Source organism: Cohnella nanjingensis, from assembly GCF_014212125.1.
Classification (GTDB): Bacteria; Bacillota; Bacilli; order Paenibacillales; family Paenibacillaceae; genus Cohnella; species Cohnella nanjingensis.
The window spans coordinates 86,787-105,109 of sequence record NZ_JACJVP010000008.1 but is presented as its reverse complement, the minus strand read 5'-3'; the positions used below and the strand labels follow the sequence as shown (position 1 = coordinate 105,109).

Below are 18,323 nucleotides of genomic sequence, written 5' to 3'. Positions count from 1 at the left end.
CAGGCTGTTCTGCGCGCTGCGGCTGCCCCCAAGCGAGGGAGACGCGGCCGCGGCTTACATCCGATCCGGAGCAGAAACGCCGACGAGCCGCAAGCCGTTCGCGAGCGTGTGGCGCAGCGCGTCGAGCAGCTGCAGGCGGGCCTGGCTCTGTTCCGCGTCCTCCGTGATGACGCGTTCGGCGCGGTAGTAGCTGTGGAACAGCGCGGCCAGCTCGTATACATAGCGGATGATATGATGCGGCGCATAGGCAGCCGCGGCTTCGGCGACGGCGGCCGGCAGCTCGCCCATCTTGCGCAGCAGGTCGTACTCGTGCTCCGCGTTCAGACGGTCCAGCTTCGCTTCCTCGGCCGGCAGGAGGACGATGCCCTGTTCTTCCGCCTGGCGGAAGATGCTGCAGATCCGCGCATGCGCGTATTGCACGTAGAAGACCGGATTCTCGTTCGACGTCGATACCGCGAGATCCATGTCGAAATCAAGATGGGAGTCCATGCTCCGCATCGTGAAGAAATAGCGAATCGCGTCGACGCCGACTTCGTCCATCAGGTCTTCGATCGTGATGGCTTTGCCGGTCCGCTTCGACATCTTGACCTTCTCGCCGTTCTGGAACAGGCTGACCATCTGCGCGATGAGCACGGTCAGCTTGTCCGGGTCGTTGCCGAGCGCCGCCATCGCCGCCTTCACGCGCGGGATGTAGCCATGATGGTCCGCGCCCCAGATGTTGATCATCTGGTCGTAGCCGCGGCCGTACTTGTCCATATGATAGGCGATGTCGGGCGTCAGATAAGTGTAGCTGCCGTCATTCTTGACCAGCACGCGGTCCTTGTCGTCGCCGAACGGGGTCGTCGACAGCCATACGGCGCCGTCCTGCTCGAAGACATGGCCGGTCGCGCGAAGCGTGTCGAGGGCGCCCTCTACCTTGCCCGTCCGATAGAGCGACGTCTCGCTGTACCAGCTGTCGAACTGGACGCCGAAGCGCGCGAGATCCCGCTTGATCTTGTCGAGCTCCTTCTCGAGCCCGTAATTGCGGAAGTACTGGAACCGCTCTTCGTCGGGCTGCTGCAGCAGGCGTTCGCCTTCCCGCTCCGCCAGCTCCTTCGCGAATCCGACGATATCTTCGCCGTAGTATCCGTCCTCCGGCATCTCGGCTTCTTGGCCGAGCGCTTGGCGATAGCGCGCCTCGATCGACTTGGCGAGGTTCGCCACCTGGTTGCCGGCGTCGTTAATGTAGTATTCGCGCGTCACGTCGTATCCCGCGAACGCCAGCACGTTGCAGAGCGCGTCGCCTACGGCGGCTCCGCGCGCGTGCCCGAGGTGGAGGCTGCCCGTCGGGTTCGCGCTGACGAACTCGACCTGCACCTTGCGTCCCCGTCCCGCGTCGGTGCTGCCGAAGCTGGCGCCCTGGCCGCGCACGGAGGCGATGACCGGGTGGAGGTAGCTCTTGTCCATGCGGAAGTTGATGAAGCCGGGACCCGCGATCTCCGCCGCCTGGACGAACGCTCTGGACTTGTCCAGATGTTCGATGATGGCGGTCGCGATCTCCCGCGGGTTCTTCTTCGCGATGCGCGTCAGCTGCATCGCCGCGTTCGTCGCCAGATCTCCGTGCGCCTTGTCCCGCGGCACCTCGATGACGATCGCGGGCACGTCCTCGCGCGCCACGATCCCCGCCTGCACGATGGCGTCCGCAATGGCTGCTCTTAATGTCTCGTGCGCTTGCTCCAATACGTTCATGACCCTATTCCTCCCGAATATCCAACCCAATCTCAAAATGGCCCATATCCTGATCTTCCATACGCATATCGTAACGCCAGGCTAGCGTGCCCCCGGCATCCGTCAACTCGGCTTGCAGCTCGTGCGTGAACGCTTCGACTGGGAGCGAGCCCTGCGGCGTATGAATCGCGCCTTGCGCGGCGGCGCCCAGACGGAACGTCTGCTCGACCCCGAGCTCGCCCTGCCTGACGACGCGCACGTCGCCCTTCAGCACGGATACCGTCATCGTATCCGGCACTCGCAGCACCCAGCCCGCCGCCAGCCGATACCATTCTCCGGACAGGCGCTCCTCTGCCCAAGGCCCGTCCTGGCGGCTGCGGAAGACGACCGTTACCCGTCGCTTGTCCGGCATTTCTCCTGCACCGTCTTTCTCTCATTTCCTTGTTACTACTATATACAGAACGCCTCTTCAATTCAAACAAGTAAAAACGGTTTTGCCGTATTCTCCAGCGGCGACACGTTTTTATCGTAGACGTATCAGCAAAGTAGGGGCGAAACTTCTACTTTCTGATCCGCCGAAAACGCGACGGCGGCAAATGGCGCTTGCAGGCGCGGTTGCCGTCAGCGCGAAGGATCTCTCCTTGCGGACGACGTTGCAGAGGCGGGGATCTGTTGGCGCAGGCATCGGCATCGCGCCGCGGGGCGGGGACCGCACGGGGACTAAGCGAAGGAAGCGGCCTCGGCTTCGAGGCCGCCAACGTACAAGCGGTGCAGGGGGACGTCCCGTCCATCCTCTTGGGAAAGGATGCCGCCGGAGACTTCCATCGCTTCTATAATAAAGGCAAGATTCTAACGCCTTCAGCCCCCGCCGCCAGGGCCGGCGACGGGGGCTTGAAGCATTCATAGGATCGATGCGCGATTCGAGCAGCCGATTACTTGGCGCTGTCGGCCTGCCACAGGGCGACGCGGTCTTGCACGTACTTCGTGTAGCCCTTCTCCATCTTCTCGACGCCGGCTTTGATGAGGTCTTGCTGGTAGGCATCCCAGATCTTGTCGAAGTCTGCCGGCTTCGCCAGGATCGCTTCCGGCACCCGTTTCCACGTGATGTCCTTCATCTTGTTGCCGAGGATCGAGACTTCGTCTTCGCCCGGGATCTGGATGTTCCAGGCGGCGCCGTACGCCTTCTCCTTGAACTCCGTCTCGGCCGGGAACAGATCCTTCCAGATCGTCGCGTTGTACGCCTTCAGCGTCTCGCGTTCCGCGTCGCTATAGCCGACCGGGATCAAATCGGGATTGTTCTTCGTATAGTAGTCGCCGTTCGCATCCTTGGCGCCGTCGCCGTAGTGGACCATGATGTTCCAGTAGAATCCGATGCCGGATTCCTTCGTGAACGCCGTATTGTCGTTGTTGATGCGCTCCTGCACTTCCTTCGGCACGACGCGCTTGCCGTTCTCGACGACGTAATGCTTGCCTTCGATGCCCCAGTTGTTTAGGATCTGGCCTTCGTCGGAAGCGAGGAAGTCCAGGAACTTGATGATGCGGACCGGATCCTTCGCCGTACTCGAGATGGAGATGCCGTAGCCGCCCATGAAGCCCGTCGGCCAGAACGAAGGTTCCTTGATGTCCGTGCTCATCGTGACCGGATAATGTCCGTACGTCTGGTCGAACTTGCCGGCCGCCTTCAGCGCCTGCTGGCCGTCGTTGTAGTCCCAGTCTTGGTCGATCAGGCCCAGCACGCGGCCGGAAGCGACCTTCGCCTTGTATTGGTCGTACTTTTGAACGAAGCTCTCCTTGTCCAGCAACCCTTCGGCGTTCATATGATTCAGCCAGCGGAAGTACTCCTTCTCTTCCGGACGGCGGAAGTGGTAAGTCGCCTCGAACGTGTTCTGGTCGACCCAATATTCGCCGTCGTCGGAGCCGCCCGTCACCGCCACGGCCGGGTTCGTAACGGAGATATACATATGCCAGTCGTCCGCGTTGAGGGAGACGCCGACGTTTTTGTTGCCGTTCTCGTCCGTCGGATGCTTGGCGAGATAGTCCTTGATGACCTTCTCGTAGTCCTGCAGCGTCCGGATCTGCGGGTAGCCCGCTTCCTTCACGACCCGATGCTGCAGCTCGAAGCCGCCGCCCGCGACGAACTTCTGCTCGTTCACCGCCGCCCAGGTCGGAATCGCGTAGATCGATTGATCCTTGGTCGTGTACTTGCCGCGGCTCATGTAAGGACCGAGCACGCGCTTGATGTTCGGCGCGTACTTGTCGATCAGTTCGGTCAGGTCGAGGACGCCGCCGGCGTCGACAAGCTTGCCGATATCGCCCTTGGCCGCGATGATGTCCGGATATTGGCCGCTTGCGGCCATCAGCGCGACCTTCTGCGCAGGATCGCCGACCGCGAATTCCGCATTGAGGGTGACGCCCGTCTTTTTCGCGATCTCCTTGGAGACGTCGTCTTGCATGTTGTTCCAGTTCGGATTCGGGTCTTCGGAGAAATAGGTGAAGGTGACCGGAGACAGATCTTCCGTATTGGCGCTGCCGCTGGCGCTAGCGCTGCTGCTGGGGGCAGCACCCGTATCTTTGGCGGCGTCATTGCCGCCTTTGTCCTTGCCCGAACACCCGGCCAGCAAGCTGATGGACAACGTGAACGCCATCAACACTGCGGCTGCCTTGGACCTGTTGATCGCCATGCAGAGAACCCTCCCAATATGTATGGTTTTTATTGTATGAACAGGAGACCTGTCGATACCGTTGCGAATCGCTCAGCTCTTGACCGCGCCGAGCGTCATGCCTTTGACGAAATATTTCTGCAGGAACGGATACACCACCAAGATCGGCACGGTCACCACGATCGTGATCGCCATCTTCACCGATTCGGGGGAGATCTGCCGCATCACCTCGGTCATATTGCGGCCGCGGAAGGAATCGGCGTTGGTCGTCGTGCTCTGAAGCACCTTCATCAGCTCGAACTGCAGGGTCGTCAGATGCTCCGACGAACCGTTGTACAAATAAGTGTCGAACCAGGCGTTCCACTGACCGACCGCGAGGAACAGCGCGATCGTCGCGAGCGCCGGCTTGGTCAGCGGGAGAATGACCCGCCAGTAGATCGTCCAGTCGTTCGCCCCGTCGAGCTTCGCCGACTCCTGCAGCGCGAACGGGATGCCGTCGATGAAGGAACGGATGATGAAGACGTTGAAGGCGCTCACGAGTCCGGGCAGCACATAGACGGCGAACGTGCCGATCATGTGCAGATCGCGGATGAGGATATAGAACGGGATCAGACCGCCCGACACGTACATCGTCAGGGCCAGGAAGGTCGAGACGAATCGGCGGCCCTGGAAGTCCGAGCGGCTAATCGTGAAGGCCAGCATCGAAGCGCTGATAAGGCCCAGCACCGTACCGACGAGCGTCCGAAGAATGGAGATCTTGAGCCCCGTCATCAAGCCGCCGAAGGCGAAGATCGTCTCGTAGTTCTTCAGGGTGAACGCCCGGGGATAGATCGTCAGGCCGCCCCGCACGCTGTCCGTCGAATCGTTAAGCGAGATCGCCAGCACGTTCAGGAACGGATACAAGGTGACGACCGTAACGAGGGCCAGGATGAGATAGATAAAGAAGTCGAAGGTCGCGTTGGACCAGGATCTCCCGGATTTGACGGTCTTCGAGGTCATGCGGCACCCTCCTTAGAAAACGCTCTCTTTGGTTATTCGCTTGAAGATGCCGTTCGCGGCGAACAGCAGGACGATGCTGATCAGGGAGTTGAAAATGTTGATCGCGGTGCCGAACGAGAACCGGCCCATCGACAGCCCGTAATTCAGCGCGTACAGATCGAGCACCTGCGAGTAGTCGCTGACGAGCGGATTGCCGAGCAGGAATTGCTTCTCGAAGCCGATGCTGATCAGGTGCCCGATCGAGATGATCAGCAGGATGATGATCGTCGAGCGGATGCCCGGCAGCGTGATGTGCCAGATCTGCCGCAGACGGCCCGCTCCGTCGACCTTCGCGGCTTCGTAGAGCTCCGGACCGATGCCCGCGATGGCGGCGAGATAGATGATCGTATTCCAGCCCATCTCCTTCCACACGTCGGATCCGGTCACGATGTACCAGAAGAGGTTGCCCTTCGCCATATATTGGATGGGCTGATCGATCAGATGCAGACCCATCAGGATGTTGTTCAGGACGCCGTCGGTCGCCAGCATCTTGGTGACGATCCCCGCCACGACGACCCAGGATACGAAGTGCGGCAGGTAGGAGACCGTTTGCACGAATCGCTTCATGGACATCGACCGGACTTCGTTCAGCACGATCGCGAACACGATCGGCACGGTGAACCCCGCTACGAGTCCCATCGCGCTCATCGCCAGCGTATTGCGCAGCACGAGGTAGAATTGCGCGTCGTGGAACAACTCTCTGAAGTACTGAAGCCCTACCCACTCCTGATCGAAAAAGCTGCGCCCCGGCCGAAACTTCTGGAACGCCATCGTCCATCCCCAGAGGGGCAAATAGCTGAACACGAATGCCCAGGCGATAAAGGGAAGCGACATGAGGTACAAGTATCTCTGCTGTACAAAAACGTTCCAAAACCGCTTCCCGCCGCGCTTCGCGGGTTTCTTCCCTTTAGCTGAAGCCGCTTCCATTTCGTTCCCCTCCTCGTTGCATGTCCCTATGATAGTGGAATTGACAGGCTGGCAATACCCTATGGATTGCGTTAAAAAGACCCTAAAAATTAGCTTTTCATGAAAACGCTTTCTGAAAGCGGAAAACAAAAACGGCCGATTCAGGGAACCCCTGATCCCCCGAATCGGCCGTTTCTCCAACCGCTTTACTTTTTGCGATAGGAGGTCGGCGGTACGCCCACGTACTTCTGGAACTTCCCGCGGAAATAGTCGGCCTGGGTATAGCCCACCCGTTCCGCCACCTCGTAGACCTTCATGCCCGCGTCCAGCAGTTCCTTGGCCTTCTCGATGCGCACTTTGTCCAGGTACGTGTTGAAGGGGTCTCCCGTCGTATTCCGGAAGAGCTTGCCCAAGTAGGCGCTGTTGTAGCCCAAGGCGTCCGCCAGCGATTCAAGCTTCAGGTTCTCCTGATAGTTGCGGTGGATGAGATCGATCATCTGACGGATTCTGGATTCGGAGCCGACGCACGCGATCTCGCCGCTAACCTCCTCCAAGAGCGACGACATCGCCAGCAGCATCGTCCGATAAGAGGGCGCCCGGTACGCGGCGAGCACGCGCTCCTCGTAAGACGGGAACCGCTCGCGGACGATCGCGTGCTTCTGCGAGAGCTTGTTCAGCACCCCGGTCAGCAGCTGCCCGAATCGCGCCTTGATTCCGCTCTCTCCTTCCCCGGCCAGCAGCATGTACCGGCCCGCTTCCTCCAGCCATAGGGACAAGGGCGCCTTGTTGCCCGCCTCGATCGTATAGAGGAGTCGATCCTTGATGTCGTCCAACCGGGCCGCGGCATCCGGCATCGGCGACGCCGCCGGAAGCTGCGGGGTCGGCGTATCCCCGTCGATCAGCATCGAGACGTCGTAGAAGAACCGGTTGTGCAGCCGCTCCAACGCCGCGGCGAACGAAGCTGCGAGATCTTCCAGCCGGCTGACCCCGCCCCCGGCCGCCGCGACATACTCGCAGCCCTCCGCCTCCGAGGCTTCGCCGATCTCCCGCAGCAGGTTGCGCTTCGCCGAGTCGCTCGAGAGCCCGCTTTTGAGCAGCAATCCGCTGTAGGGCTCCGCCTGGAAGACAAAGCCTCCGTCGCCGCGCGCAAGCGCCCGGTCCAGTCTCGCCAACACGGCCGGCAAGCCCTCACGCCTCTGAGGGTCCTCCGGCTGCAAATGCAGCAGCACGACCTGGTAAGCCTGCCAGCTCAGACCCGCTTGATCCGCGGCCATCCGCAGGCGCTCTCCTTCTCCCGCGAAGCGGTTCGCCACCAGCGCCTGCACGAGCATCTCGCGGCTCCATACGGCTTGCCGGGCATCCTCCCCTTCGGCGCGTCGCTCCTCGTCCAGCACTTCCTTCATCTTCGCCAGGCAAGCGGCGAGCTCTTCTTCGTCGACGGGCTTGAGCAGATAGCCGTCGATGCCCAGTTGGATGGCCCGCTTCGCATAGCTGAAGTCGGCGTATCCGCTGAGCACCAGCACATGCTGGCGCTCGTTCTCCCGCCTCAGATGCTGCACCAGCTCCAACCCGTTCATCCCCGGCATCCGGATGTCCACGATCATCAGATCCGGACGGCAATCCCGATACATCGGGATCGCTTCCTTCGCGTTCGCCGCCGCGCCCGCGACGCGGAATCCCAGACTCTCCCACTCGATCAGCACTTCAAGACCTTCTCTGATGGTAGACTCGTCATCCACGATCAGTACGCTGTACATGAACGATCCCCCCTCCCGGTTGATGCGGGATGACAAAATAAATCCGCGTGCCCCGCTCTGGCTCGCTCTCGATATGGAGCCCGTACTCGGGCCCGTAAGACAGCTTCATCCGCATGTGCACGTTGCGAAGACCGATCCTGCCGGTCTCCTCCTCCTCGTCTTCATCGCGTTCCCGCAGATGCGCGTCCAACTCGTCCACCCGCTCGGCCGTCATGCCGGCGCCGTCGTCCGTGACGCGGATATGGACGCCGTCCTCCCGCCATTCGGCGTCTACCCGGACGGTGACGCCTTCTTCCTTGTTCTCCAACCCGTGGATGACGGCGTTCTCCACGAGCGGCTGGATGATAAGCGCCGGCAGCGGGATGCTCTCCGCCCGGGGATCGATCGCCAATTCATAGCTCAGGCGCTCCCCGTAGCGGAATTTCTGGATGTCGAGGTAGCACTTCACTACGTCGATCTCGCTGGCCAGCGGCACATGGCTGTGACCGGCCTCGATGCTCTGCCGCATCAGCTTGCCGAGCAGACGGACGACGCGCGCGATCTCCGCTTCTTTGTGCAGCACCGCCTTCATCCGGATGGACTCCAGCGTGTTGAAGAGGAAGTGCGGGTTGATCTGGCTGGCCATCATCCGGAACTTGATCTCGCTCTGCCGCTTCTCGAGCAGGCTCTTCTGCGCGTTGGTGTCCTGCACCTCCATGATCAGTTCGTGGATCCGGCCCACCATGGCGTTGAACTGGCGGGAGAGCTGGCCGATCTCGTCCCGGCCGTCGATCGGCAGCGCGGCGTCGAGCTTGCCGGAGGCGACGCGGGAGAACTGCTTGCTGAGCCGCAGGAGTCGCCCCGTCAGCAGGGAGGAGAAGCCGTAGATCAGGAGCAGGGCGATCAGGATGCTGCTGGAGATGACGACGACCGCCAGCCGGATGATCCGATTCGGCTCATGCACGATGCTGTCTACCGAGAAGACGGAGATGATGCGCAGGCCGTTCAGGCTGTCTGTCGGATTCCATCCCTCGATTAGAATTCTGGATTTCCGGCCGTCCACGACGGCATTGAAGGTACCGGTGCTCCGATCCGCGATATTCTTGTCGAAATGCGCATCGACCAGCGTCTTCCCCACCCGTCCCGGACGGTTGGCGGCTACGATGTTGTCGTACTCGTCGACGATCATCGTCTCGAACGTCTCCTGGTTCAGAATCCCGTTCAGCAGCGCCGAATTGATATTGATGACCAGGACGCCCTTGGCGTTGTCCTCGGTGAAGTCGAGACGGCGGATCAGGCTGAGATTGTACTGCCCGTTCCGATCGTCCTCGATGTAGTTCCAAGCGATAAGGCCGTTCGTCTTCATGGCGCGCTCGTACCAGAACTTGCCCTCGATGTCCGCGTTCGGCTGTAGGAACTCCCAGTTGTTCAGCAGCGTAGGGTTGTCGAAGTACAAGCGGATACCGGACACTTCCTTGTACAAGTCCTCGTATTCCCGGAAGTCCGGATAGCTCTTGTACGACTTCACGACGCTGTAGATCGAGTCGTAGCGATGGGTCGCGAGCTGCGACAGCCGATGGTCGTTATAGAGTCTGTAGGAAATGTCGTAGGCCACCTTGAGCATGTCGGACGTCCGTTTCTTCACGCGTTCCACGTTGGCGGTGTTCTGGTCGATCGCATTGTTCAGCGCCATCCGCTTGAGTTCGACCGTCAAGTAGATGCCTACGATCAATACGGGAACCAAGACCACCGCGAAGAAAGAGAAATAGAGCTTGTTGCGGATCTTCATATGGTTCGTCAAATGAAGCAGGAATCGCTGCAAGTGGGGGTGACCTCCTAAGCGCCGCGCATGCTCGCCTGATTTCGCCGCACCGTCGTTAAAGCGTTTTCAAACCTAACGGAACGATCGCCTCGATGTACGCGCCACGGACGGAAGACGCTCGATCGCCTTTGTTAGCCGCTCATGAACATATATTAGCAAATGCAAGTTGATTTTGACATGTAAATTCGACTAACTTCAACAACTTCGATTTGCGCCGTCCAAATCGCCAGCGCAAAGAAAACCCTATATCGCCCAGGCGCTGACTCGCGGCATCGCCGATTGTTGATCGCAAGCAACTTCATTTGATTGTCCCAACTGTATTGGCGGCGCCAAAAATTCCTTGAAACCGACAACACTGTTTCTCTAGACCCACACGATTCGCTTCTCGTATAATGTGACGGTCGCCTTATCGGCATCGCCCATTCCTTTATCCATCGGCTTTGCTCCTTAGCCGCATTCCCCGCTGGAGGCTGTCTTCATGGAAGCAACGAACAAGCAATCCGCATTCGCAATCTGGATCAGCCTGATCAGCAATATCGTATTGACGGCGATGAAGTTCGTCGTCGGCCTGGCGTTCGGGAGCCAGGTGCTCGTAGCGGATGCCGTGCACAATGCCGGAGACGTATTCGCAACGGCCGCCGCGCTGGTCTCGATGATCATCTCCAAACGCCCGCCGGACAAAGACCACCCCTATGGACACGGAAAAGCGGAGGTCATCGGGGCGGGCATCGTCGCGGTGGTCTTGGTGCTGGCTTCTCTGTATATGGGCTACCATTCCGTCATGGCGTTCATGGAGCCTCCCCATGAGGCCTCTTATATCGTGCTGATCGCCGCCGGCGTCTCCCTGGCATGGAAGCAGATCTTGTACGTCTACACGATACGGATCGGCCGTAGCATCAACAGCAGCGGATTGATCGCTACCGCCTACGATCACTTGGCGGATGTCTATGCCTCGCTGGCGGCCGTGGCGGGCATCGCGCTGGCTATGCTCGGCGAGCATTACGGGATTCTCCTTCTCCGATACGGGGACCCCGTCGCGGGCATCATCGTCGCCTTTTTCGTCCTGAAGCTGGCGATCCATATGGGCCGCGCTTCGGTGGACGTCTTGATGGAGAAAAATATCGACGACGACAAGATGGAAGAGATGCTCCGGCTCGTTCGCGCGGTCCCCGAGGTGAAGCGCGTCGATCGCCTGCGCGCCCGCGAGCACGGGCACTACATGATCGTGGACGTGAGGGTCGGCGTCCCCGCCGAGCTTAGCGTGCAGGAGGGACATGACATCTCGCGGAAAATCAAAGAAACGCTGCAAGCGCACAATGCGCTCGTGGGAGAAGTGCTTGTCCATTTAAATCCTTGGTACAAAGGCGAGTAAGGATCCGAATTCGGTATTCGCTCTCGAGAGGGAAGGCCGCCGGCAGCAGCCGGCGGCCTTCGTTTTGCCAAGTGCGGGAGCGCCCGTTCAACGGTGTACGGCGCCCGGTTGAGACGTCGTCCATCTGCGCCATCCATCAGCAAGCGAGCGAGCGCCCGTACGAGCCCGGCATGCCGCGTCTCTTCCAGGCGGGCGGGCCCGCCGAAGCGCGGCTTCGCTCGCGCTTCCGCGCTCCGCTAGCGTTTGCGCGATTCGGTCACCTGGAATTGGCCGACCAGCTGGTGCAGAAAAGCCGTAATGCCTTCTACGTTGTGCGAGGTGTGACGGACATTCATGATGTCGCCCATCAGCTCCTGCACCTTGCCCTCCACCTCGGCGGAGATCGAGCGGTTCTCCATGCTGACGGCGGCGATCTTCTCCATCAGCGCGACCACTTCGTCCACGACCTGCGTCTTCAGCGAGTCCTCCGCTTGGGCGTCGCCCAGCGTCTCGGAGGCGACGGCGACGAGCTGCGTGCCTTCCTTGACGACGCGCGTGCCTTCCTCCATGGAGACGTAGGCGTCCTGCGCGTGGGTATAGATCTTCTCGACGATCTCATGGACTTCCTCCGTCGACTGCCGCGTTAGATCCGCGAGCTTGCGGATCTCGCTCGCCACGACGGCGAAGCCGCGTCCGTGCTCGCCGACGCGCGCCGCCTCTATAGAGGCGTTCAGCGCGAGCAGGTTCGTCTGCGCAGAGATCTCTTCGATGACGTTCAGCACGCCCCGAATCTCATTCGCCGTGTCCATGAACACGCGAATCGTGTCGTTCGTCTGCGCGACGCGCGTCGAGATCTGCGTCATCTTCTCGCCGATCCGTTCGACCTCGCCCTGCGCGACCGCGATCTGCTCCGATGCCTTCCGTTCGAGCACCCCCAGCGTCTGCCGCATCTCGTCCGCCACTTCCTTGGCGACGTCGATGTCCTTGAGCTGGCGCCGGATGCTGCGGATCATGTCGTTGATCCGTCCGCCCACCCGCTCGGTCGAGCCGGCGGTCGTCGCCGTCGACTCGTTCATCAACTGCTGGCTGCTGGATACGTCGGCCGCCGCGAGCCGCACCTTCAGCATGATGCCTTCGAGCGAATCGATCATGTTGTTGATCCACTTGGCCAAGTCGCGGAATTCGTCGTTGTCGAACGCGCCGGTATCGATGCGTTGGGTGAGGTCTCCCTTGCCCTCCGCGTTGATGCGGATGAACCGGCTTAGGCTGCGCAGCGGATCCGCCACGCGGCGTTCGCTCCGGCGGCGGAGCATCCCGGCGGCGATCAGGCCGAGGACGAGGTTGAAGACCAGCACGCACGCGGCCGTCAGGACCGGCGACAGACTCGCGGCCGCCCAGCCCGCGAGCGCCGCGGACAGCAGCCCGAGCCCGCCCAGCGCCATTCCCTGCGGCCGGACCAGCCGGAGGGCGATGCTCCGAATCCGGTACACTTCCTCCAAGTCCCCTTCGCACATCATGCCCCACACGTCCGGACAGTGCGGGAGCTGGAACGTTACGCCTTTGCCGATGACCGGAATATGTCGGTAGTCCGAATAGCCGGGAAATTCGACGAACAGGTTGCTGCCGCCGCGGATCGTATTCGCGACGCCGGGATGCAGCTGGCCGGTGGCCGGGTCGGTGAACATGATCTCGAGTTCGGTATGTTCCTTGACGGAGACGACGCCCCAGTCGGTGGTGACGCCGTCCTTGAGGTTCTCGCCGTGCGTGAACGTGCGATCCTCGAATCGGCTGCGCGAGAGGGCCGTGCCGGGCGCGATATGACGGTTCAGCACCGGCGCCGCCATGAAGAGGTAGTTGTCGCCGGAATCCGGGTAGACGTGGCCGGATTCGCGCTGAATGAGATCGCCGATGACGTCGTTCGGCACGCGTCCGCAGAGCGCGCCCTGCCACCCGCCTTGCAGCGTGAGCGGTTGGATGAAGAGCAGCGTCATCTTGTCGTGGAAAGAGGAAGAGCGGGAGCCGATCGCCAGCGTCAGCGGATCGGGATACGGACCGAACAGGCACGGACGCGGAGCTTGTCCGCCGTCCCCGCGCGCGTAGCTCAGGCCGGCCGCGGCGACCGAATCGGCGCCGTAGCTGCGGCCTTTGTGCGGCAGATGGGTCGAGTAGACGACCGTGCCGTCCGGACCGAGCACGAACAGTTCGGTGAAGTCGGACGCCCGGGTGTATGTCGCTCCCATCAACCGATCCCAAGCCTCTGTCGGCGATGCTGCCGTCAGCGGCGCGCCCCCGTTCACCGAGCGCAGCTGTTCGCCCAACCGCTCCAAATGCCGCCAGCAATCGGACGTCCAATCCTTCAGGATCTGCATGCGGGTCTCCGCGATTCCTTCGAAGATCTCTTCAACGTCCCGCTTCAGATGCCTGTTCAATCTGTAGGACCCCCACAGCGGCAGCCCTTTCTTGAACCCCAGCCAATCAAACATGCGCATCCACCCCTCCGACTAGTTCTTTCTCTCTATAATGTCAGTTATTGTACCACATGACGGAGGATTATTTCCTTATTTTTCTGAAATTTTGACATGAAATCTAGATACACGTCATAATACTTAACGCAAATTGCCGTTAGATTTCGACAATTTGCGTTTTCAGCCACGTTGAGACCCCTTTCCGGCCTGAAATAGGCCTTTCAGACGGCGAATGCTTAGCCTTCCGCCAACAAAAAAGAGAGCGAATTGCCTGCGTTCAAAGTCAGCGCCGGTACGGCGACACCGTCCTTCTCGGTCCCGAAGGCGACTTTGTTTAACGGCACAAGAAAAACGGCATCCGTTTCCGGATGCCGTTTCTCGAACGATCGATTATTACTTGACGAAGCCGAGCAGCATCTCGCGGATCAGCTTGGATGCCGTGATCGGCGTCTGCTCCGTCGGATCGTAGATCGGCGCGACCTCGACGACGTCGGCGCCGATGACGTTCGCGCCGGAGCGCGCGATCAGGTGAACCGCCTCGAGCAGCTCCTTCGACGTGATGCCGCCCGCTTCCGCGGTGCCGGTGCCCGGCGCGGCGGACGGATCCAGCACGTCGATGTCGATCGTGACGTAGACCGGGCGTCCCTTCAGCTCAGGCAGCGCCTGGCGCAGCGGTTCGGCGACCTCGAACGGGTAGAAGTTGATGTTCTCCCGCGCATAGGCCCATTCCTCGCGGCTGCCGGAGCGGATGCCGAACTGATAGACGTTCTTGCCGCCGATCAGATTCGCCGCCTTGCGGATCGGCGTCGAGTGCGAGAGCGGCTCGCCCTCGTAGCTCTCGCGCAGGTCCGCGTGCGCGTCGATATGGATGATCGCGAGATCCGGGTATTTCTTGTACGCCTGCTGGAGCACCGGCCAAGTGACGAGATGCTCGCCGCCGAGGCCGAACGGGAACTTCCCGTCCGCCAGCACGCCGCTCACGTACTCGGCGATGACGTCGAGGCTCTTCGCCGGGTTGCCGAACGGCAGCAGCAGATCGCCGGCGTCGAAGTAGCTCAGCTCTTCGAGGCTGCGGTCCAGATAGGGGCTATACTCCTCCAGGCCGACCGAAGCTTCGCGGATGCGGCCGGGGCCGAACCGCGAGCCGGGACGGAACGAGACGGTATAGTCCATCGGCATGCCGTAGATGACGGCCTTGGCCGAAGCGTAGTCGTCCGAGCTCAGGATGAAGACGTTGCCCGAATATTTTTGATCTAAGCGCATGTGCGGCAATTCTCCTTTTTAACGAATCGGATCCAAGGTTACTTGGTCAGGTCTTCGACGAACTTCGGCAGCACGAACGCGGCGTGGTGCAGGCGCGGCGTGTAGTACTTGGTGTCGAGCTCGGCGATGTCTTCGGTCTTCACGTTCAGCGGATCGTGCTTCTTGCTGCCCATCGTGAACGTCCACAGGCCGCTCGGGTACGTCGGGATGTTGGCTGCGTAGACGCGGACGATCGGGAATACTTCCTTCACGTCGCGGTTGACGCTCTGGATCAGCTCGGACTTGAACCAAGGGTTGTCCGTCTGCGCGACGAACAGGCCGTCTTCCTTCAGCGACTCGTAGATGCCTTGGTAGAAACCGCGGGTGAACAGGTGCGCCGCCGGGCCGACCGGTTCCGTCGTGTCCGCCAGGATTACGTCGTATGTATTTTTGTGATCGATGATGTGCTTGAAGCCGTCGTTCACTTGCACGTCTACGCGAGGATCTTCGAGCTTGCCCGCGATGGACGGGAGGTATTGCTTCGAATATTCGATGACCTTGCCGTCGATGTCGACGAGCACGGCCTTCTTCACCTTCGGATGCTTCAGCACTTCGCGGATGACGCCGCCGTCGCCGCCGCCGACGACCAGCACGCGCTCCGGATTCGGATGCGTGAACAGCGCGGGATGCGCCACCATCTCATGATAGACGAACTCGTCCTTCTCGGTCGTCATGACCATGCCGTCGAGGACGAGCATGTTGCCCCACTCTTCCGTCTCGATCATGGCGAGCTCTTGGAAGTCCGTCTGTTCGTGGACGTAGGTGCGCTTGATCTTGGCCGTAATGCCGAAGTTTTCGGTCTGCTTCTCGGTATACCACAATTCCATGGAGGACATGAGAGAACCCTTCTTTCCCAGATAGATTCATTCCGCCCCGAAGGGCGGGAGGATGCGCGATGCCGGATACGATGCCGGGTCTGCCGGCCTTTGGCCTATTGTACCAAACAAGTTGTATTATATGAAATCGACGTCAAAAAGCAACCGCGGATTTGACGGCAACGCCGCAATGCCGGAGACGGCGGCAGGCGAAGGCCTCGCGCCGCGGCGCGCGGGGAATAAGATCAGGCCCGCTTTTCCATAATAAGGGGAGATTGTTAGCGGCAGATCAACACTTCGGAGAAAGGAGGCGAGCGCATGCGATCGAACTCGGACAACCAGCTGCCGGACCCCGCCGTCACGGGCAAAGTCCACCTCAAGCTCAAACGCGCCGGCGAAGGCCGGTCCGGCCGGAGATGGCGCTGGGTGCTGGCGACGATCGCCGGCGCGTTCGTCCTCTTGACCGTCGCCGCCGCGCTGATGCTCAAGTTCGGCAGCCTGCCGCACGCGGCGTTCCCGCAGTCCACGCAGATCCTCGACGAGCGCGGCAACGTGCTGTCCTCGCTGTCGGGCGGCGTGAATAGGCGGACGGTCGCCCTGAAGGACATCTCCCCTTGGCTGGTGAAGGCCACCCTCGCCGTCGAGGACCGCCGCTTCTACGCGCATGCGGGCGTCGACTTCCGCGGCCTGGTCCGCGCGGCGTGGGTCGACATCCGCCACGGCTCCCGGCAGCAAGGCGCGAGCACGCTCACGCAGCAGCTCGCCCGCAATCTCTATCTCTCCCACGAGCGCACCTGGACGCGCAAGGCGAAGGAAGCCTGGTACGCCGCCATGCTGGAGCAGAAGTACGCCAAGGACGAGATTCTGGAGATGTACCTGAACCAGATCTATTACGGCCATGGCGCCTACGGCGCCGAAGCGGCGGCGCAGCTGTACTTCGGCAAGCCGGCCAAGGCGCTCACCCTGGCGGAGAGCGCGCTCCTCGCGGGCATCCCCAAAGGTCCGCGCTACTACTCGCCGCACTTCCACCTGGATCAAGCCAAGGGCCGTCAGCGCACGGTGCTTCAGGCGATGGCGGATACCGGCGCGATCGGCGCCGCCCAGGCCAAGCGGACGGACGCGGAAGCCTTGGCGATCCGGCCGCTGCCGGAGAACCAGGGGCAGACGGCGCCGTACTTCGCCGATTACGTGCGCAAGATCGCCGTCGAGCGGCTCGGGATCGACGAACGCCTGCTAAGCGAGGGCGGGCTGCGGATCACGACGACGCTGGACGCGCGCATGCAGCGCGAGGCCGAAGCCGCGGTCGACCGCCAGATCCCCGAGTCCAGCGAGATGCAGGCGGCGCTCGTCTCCATCGATCCGAAGACCGGCTACATCAAGGCCATGGTCGGCGGGCGCCACTACATGAAGAATCCGTACAACCGCGTCTTCGCGTCCACGCGCCAGCCCGGCTCCTCCTTCAAGGCGATCGTCTATGCGGCCGCGCTGGACAAGCGCGCCGTCACGGCCGTCACCCGGTTCAGAAGCGAGCCGACGTTGTTCTATTACGACGACTACCGCAAGGTCTACCGGCCCAGCAACTACAACGACCGCTACTTCGGCGGCGAGATCGGCCTCCGCCAGGCGATCCGGACCTCGGACAACATCTTCGCCGTCCATACGATCATGGAAGCCGGACCGGACGAAGTGATCGGATTGGCGCGGCGCCTCGGCATTTCGTCCAAGCTCTCGTCCGTGCCTTCGCTCGCGCTCGGCACCTTCCCGGTAAGCCCATACGAGATGGCCGCCGCCTACGCCGTCTTCGCGAACGGCGGCGCGAAGGCCGAGCCGACGGCCATCCTGCGGATCGCCGACCGGGAAGGGCATACGCTCTATACCGCCCGTCCGCGCTCCGAACAGATCGTGTCGCCCGCGCTCGCCTACGTCGTGACCGATCTGCTGAAGAGCGTGTTCGACAACGGCGGAACGGCGCATCGCGTCGCCCACCTGATCAAGCGTCCCGTCGCGGGCAAGTCCGGCACGACCAGCTCGGACGCTTGGTTCGTCGGCTACACGCCCGAGTTGGCGACGGCCGTATGGGTCGGCTACGACCGCGGCCGGGCGATCACCTCCGTCGAGGCGCACCGCGCCGCGCCGATCTTTGCCGCGTTCACCGAGGCGGCGCTCGCGGCGAACGCGCCGCAGGACTTCGCGGTGCCCGACGGCGTCGTCAGCGTCAACGTCGATCCGTCGACCGGGCTGCTCGCCGCGCCCGAATGCCCCGGCCAGGCGACCGAGACGTTCCTGGCCGGCACCGAACCGACGGACACCTGCGCGATGCACGGCGGCGCGAAGACGGATGACGAACATGCCGCCAAGCGGTTCTCCCTCTGGTCGAAGGTGCGCCGCTGGTGGGGCGGGTAAGCGCCGGCCAAGCAATCGCGGCTTCGCCTCTTCCCCGAACGCCCGCCTAGCCTTAGCCGACGTAAAATAGGCTTCGCCATTCTCTATAGAGGGCGAAGCCTTTTTTTGAATCGGAGAT

At 61.6% G+C, this 18,323-nt stretch carries 13 protein-coding genes; 3 read left to right on the top strand and 10 right to left on the bottom strand.

Going from position 1 to position 18,323, the window contains the following annotated elements:
* Nucleotides 1-54: 54 nt before the first annotated feature.
* Nucleotides 55-1,728 carry an arginine--tRNA ligase gene (argS, locus tag H7C19_RS07715; protein ID WP_185142010.1) on the bottom strand — a complete coding sequence of 558 codons (1,674 nt, stop codon included), beginning with the start codon at nucleotides 1,726-1,728 and terminating at the stop codon, nucleotides 55-57.
* Nucleotides 1,729-1,732: 4 nt separating this feature from the next.
* Nucleotides 1,733-2,119 carry a YwiB family protein gene (locus H7C19_RS07710; protein ID WP_185142009.1) on the bottom strand — a complete coding sequence of 129 codons (387 nt, stop codon included), beginning with the start codon at nucleotides 2,117-2,119 and terminating at the stop codon, nucleotides 1,733-1,735.
* Nucleotides 2,120-2,379: 260 nt separating this feature from the next.
* Between H7C19_RS07710 and H7C19_RS07705 the strand changes: the two genes are divergently transcribed.
* On the top strand, nucleotides 2,380-2,613 hold the full coding sequence (locus H7C19_RS07705; protein ID WP_185142008.1) for a hypothetical protein: 234 nt from the start codon (nucleotides 2,380-2,382) through the stop codon (nucleotides 2,611-2,613).
* A 26-nt stretch (nucleotides 2,614-2,639) separates the two neighbouring features.
* Here H7C19_RS07705 and H7C19_RS07700 read toward each other — a convergent pair whose 3' ends face one another.
* From H7C19_RS07700 to H7C19_RS07680, 5 genes are all read right to left on the bottom strand, one after another.
* A complete protein-coding gene (locus tag H7C19_RS07700; protein WP_185142007.1) occupies nucleotides 2,640-4,388 on the bottom strand; it encodes an ABC transporter substrate-binding protein in 1,749 nt (582 codons plus the stop codon).
* A 72-nt stretch (nucleotides 4,389-4,460) separates the two neighbouring features.
* Nucleotides 4,461-5,366, bottom strand: a complete 906-nt coding sequence (locus tag H7C19_RS07695) for a carbohydrate ABC transporter permease (RefSeq protein WP_185142006.1) — start codon at nucleotides 5,364-5,366, stop codon at nucleotides 4,461-4,463.
* Between the two features lie 12 nt (nucleotides 5,367-5,378).
* Nucleotides 5,379-6,332 (bottom strand): ABC transporter permease, encoded by a 954-nt coding sequence (locus tag H7C19_RS07690; RefSeq protein WP_185142005.1) that lies wholly within the window; start codon nucleotides 6,330-6,332, stop codon nucleotides 5,379-5,381.
* A 185-nt stretch (nucleotides 6,333-6,517) separates the two neighbouring features.
* Entirely contained in the window at nucleotides 6,518-8,068 is a 1,551-nt protein-coding gene (locus tag H7C19_RS07685) for a response regulator transcription factor (RefSeq protein ID WP_185142004.1), read from the bottom strand.
* Nucleotides 8,043-9,869, bottom strand: coding sequence for a sensor histidine kinase (locus tag H7C19_RS07680; protein WP_313731470.1), 1,827 nt, complete (start codon nucleotides 9,867-9,869; stop codon nucleotides 8,043-8,045). The genes H7C19_RS07685 and H7C19_RS07680 overlap by 26 nt, the downstream gene beginning before the upstream one ends.
* A 478-nt stretch (nucleotides 9,870-10,347) precedes the next feature.
* Between H7C19_RS07680 and H7C19_RS07675 the strand changes: the two genes are divergently transcribed.
* Nucleotides 10,348-11,241 (top strand): cation diffusion facilitator family transporter, encoded by an 894-nt coding sequence (locus H7C19_RS07675; protein ID WP_185142003.1) that lies wholly within the window; start codon nucleotides 10,348-10,350, stop codon nucleotides 11,239-11,241.
* Nucleotides 11,242-11,477: 236 nt separating this feature from the next.
* On the opposite strand, the gene H7C19_RS07670 is transcribed toward H7C19_RS07675, so the two are convergent.
* From H7C19_RS07670 to speE, 3 genes are all read right to left on the bottom strand, one after another.
* Complete coding sequence (locus tag H7C19_RS07670) at nucleotides 11,478-13,703, bottom strand: methyl-accepting chemotaxis protein (protein ID WP_185142002.1); 2,226 nt, start codon at nucleotides 13,701-13,703, stop codon at nucleotides 11,478-11,480.
* A gap of 375 nt (nucleotides 13,704-14,078) precedes the next feature.
* Nucleotides 14,079-14,948, bottom strand: coding sequence for an agmatinase (speB, locus tag H7C19_RS07665; protein ID WP_185142001.1), 870 nt, complete (start codon nucleotides 14,946-14,948; stop codon nucleotides 14,079-14,081).
* 38 nt (nucleotides 14,949-14,986) lie between these two features.
* Nucleotides 14,987-15,814 carry a polyamine aminopropyltransferase gene (speE, locus tag H7C19_RS07660; RefSeq protein ID WP_185142024.1) on the bottom strand — a complete coding sequence of 276 codons (828 nt, stop codon included), beginning with the start codon at nucleotides 15,812-15,814 and terminating at the stop codon, nucleotides 14,987-14,989.
* Between the two features lie 306 nt (nucleotides 15,815-16,120).
* Here speE and H7C19_RS07655 point away from each other — a divergent pair, with 306 nt between their 5' ends.
* Complete coding sequence (locus H7C19_RS07655; protein ID WP_185142000.1) at nucleotides 16,121-18,205, top strand: transglycosylase domain-containing protein; 2,085 nt, start codon at nucleotides 16,121-16,123, stop codon at nucleotides 18,203-18,205.
* The last annotated feature ends 118 nt before the right edge of the window (nucleotides 18,206-18,323 follow it).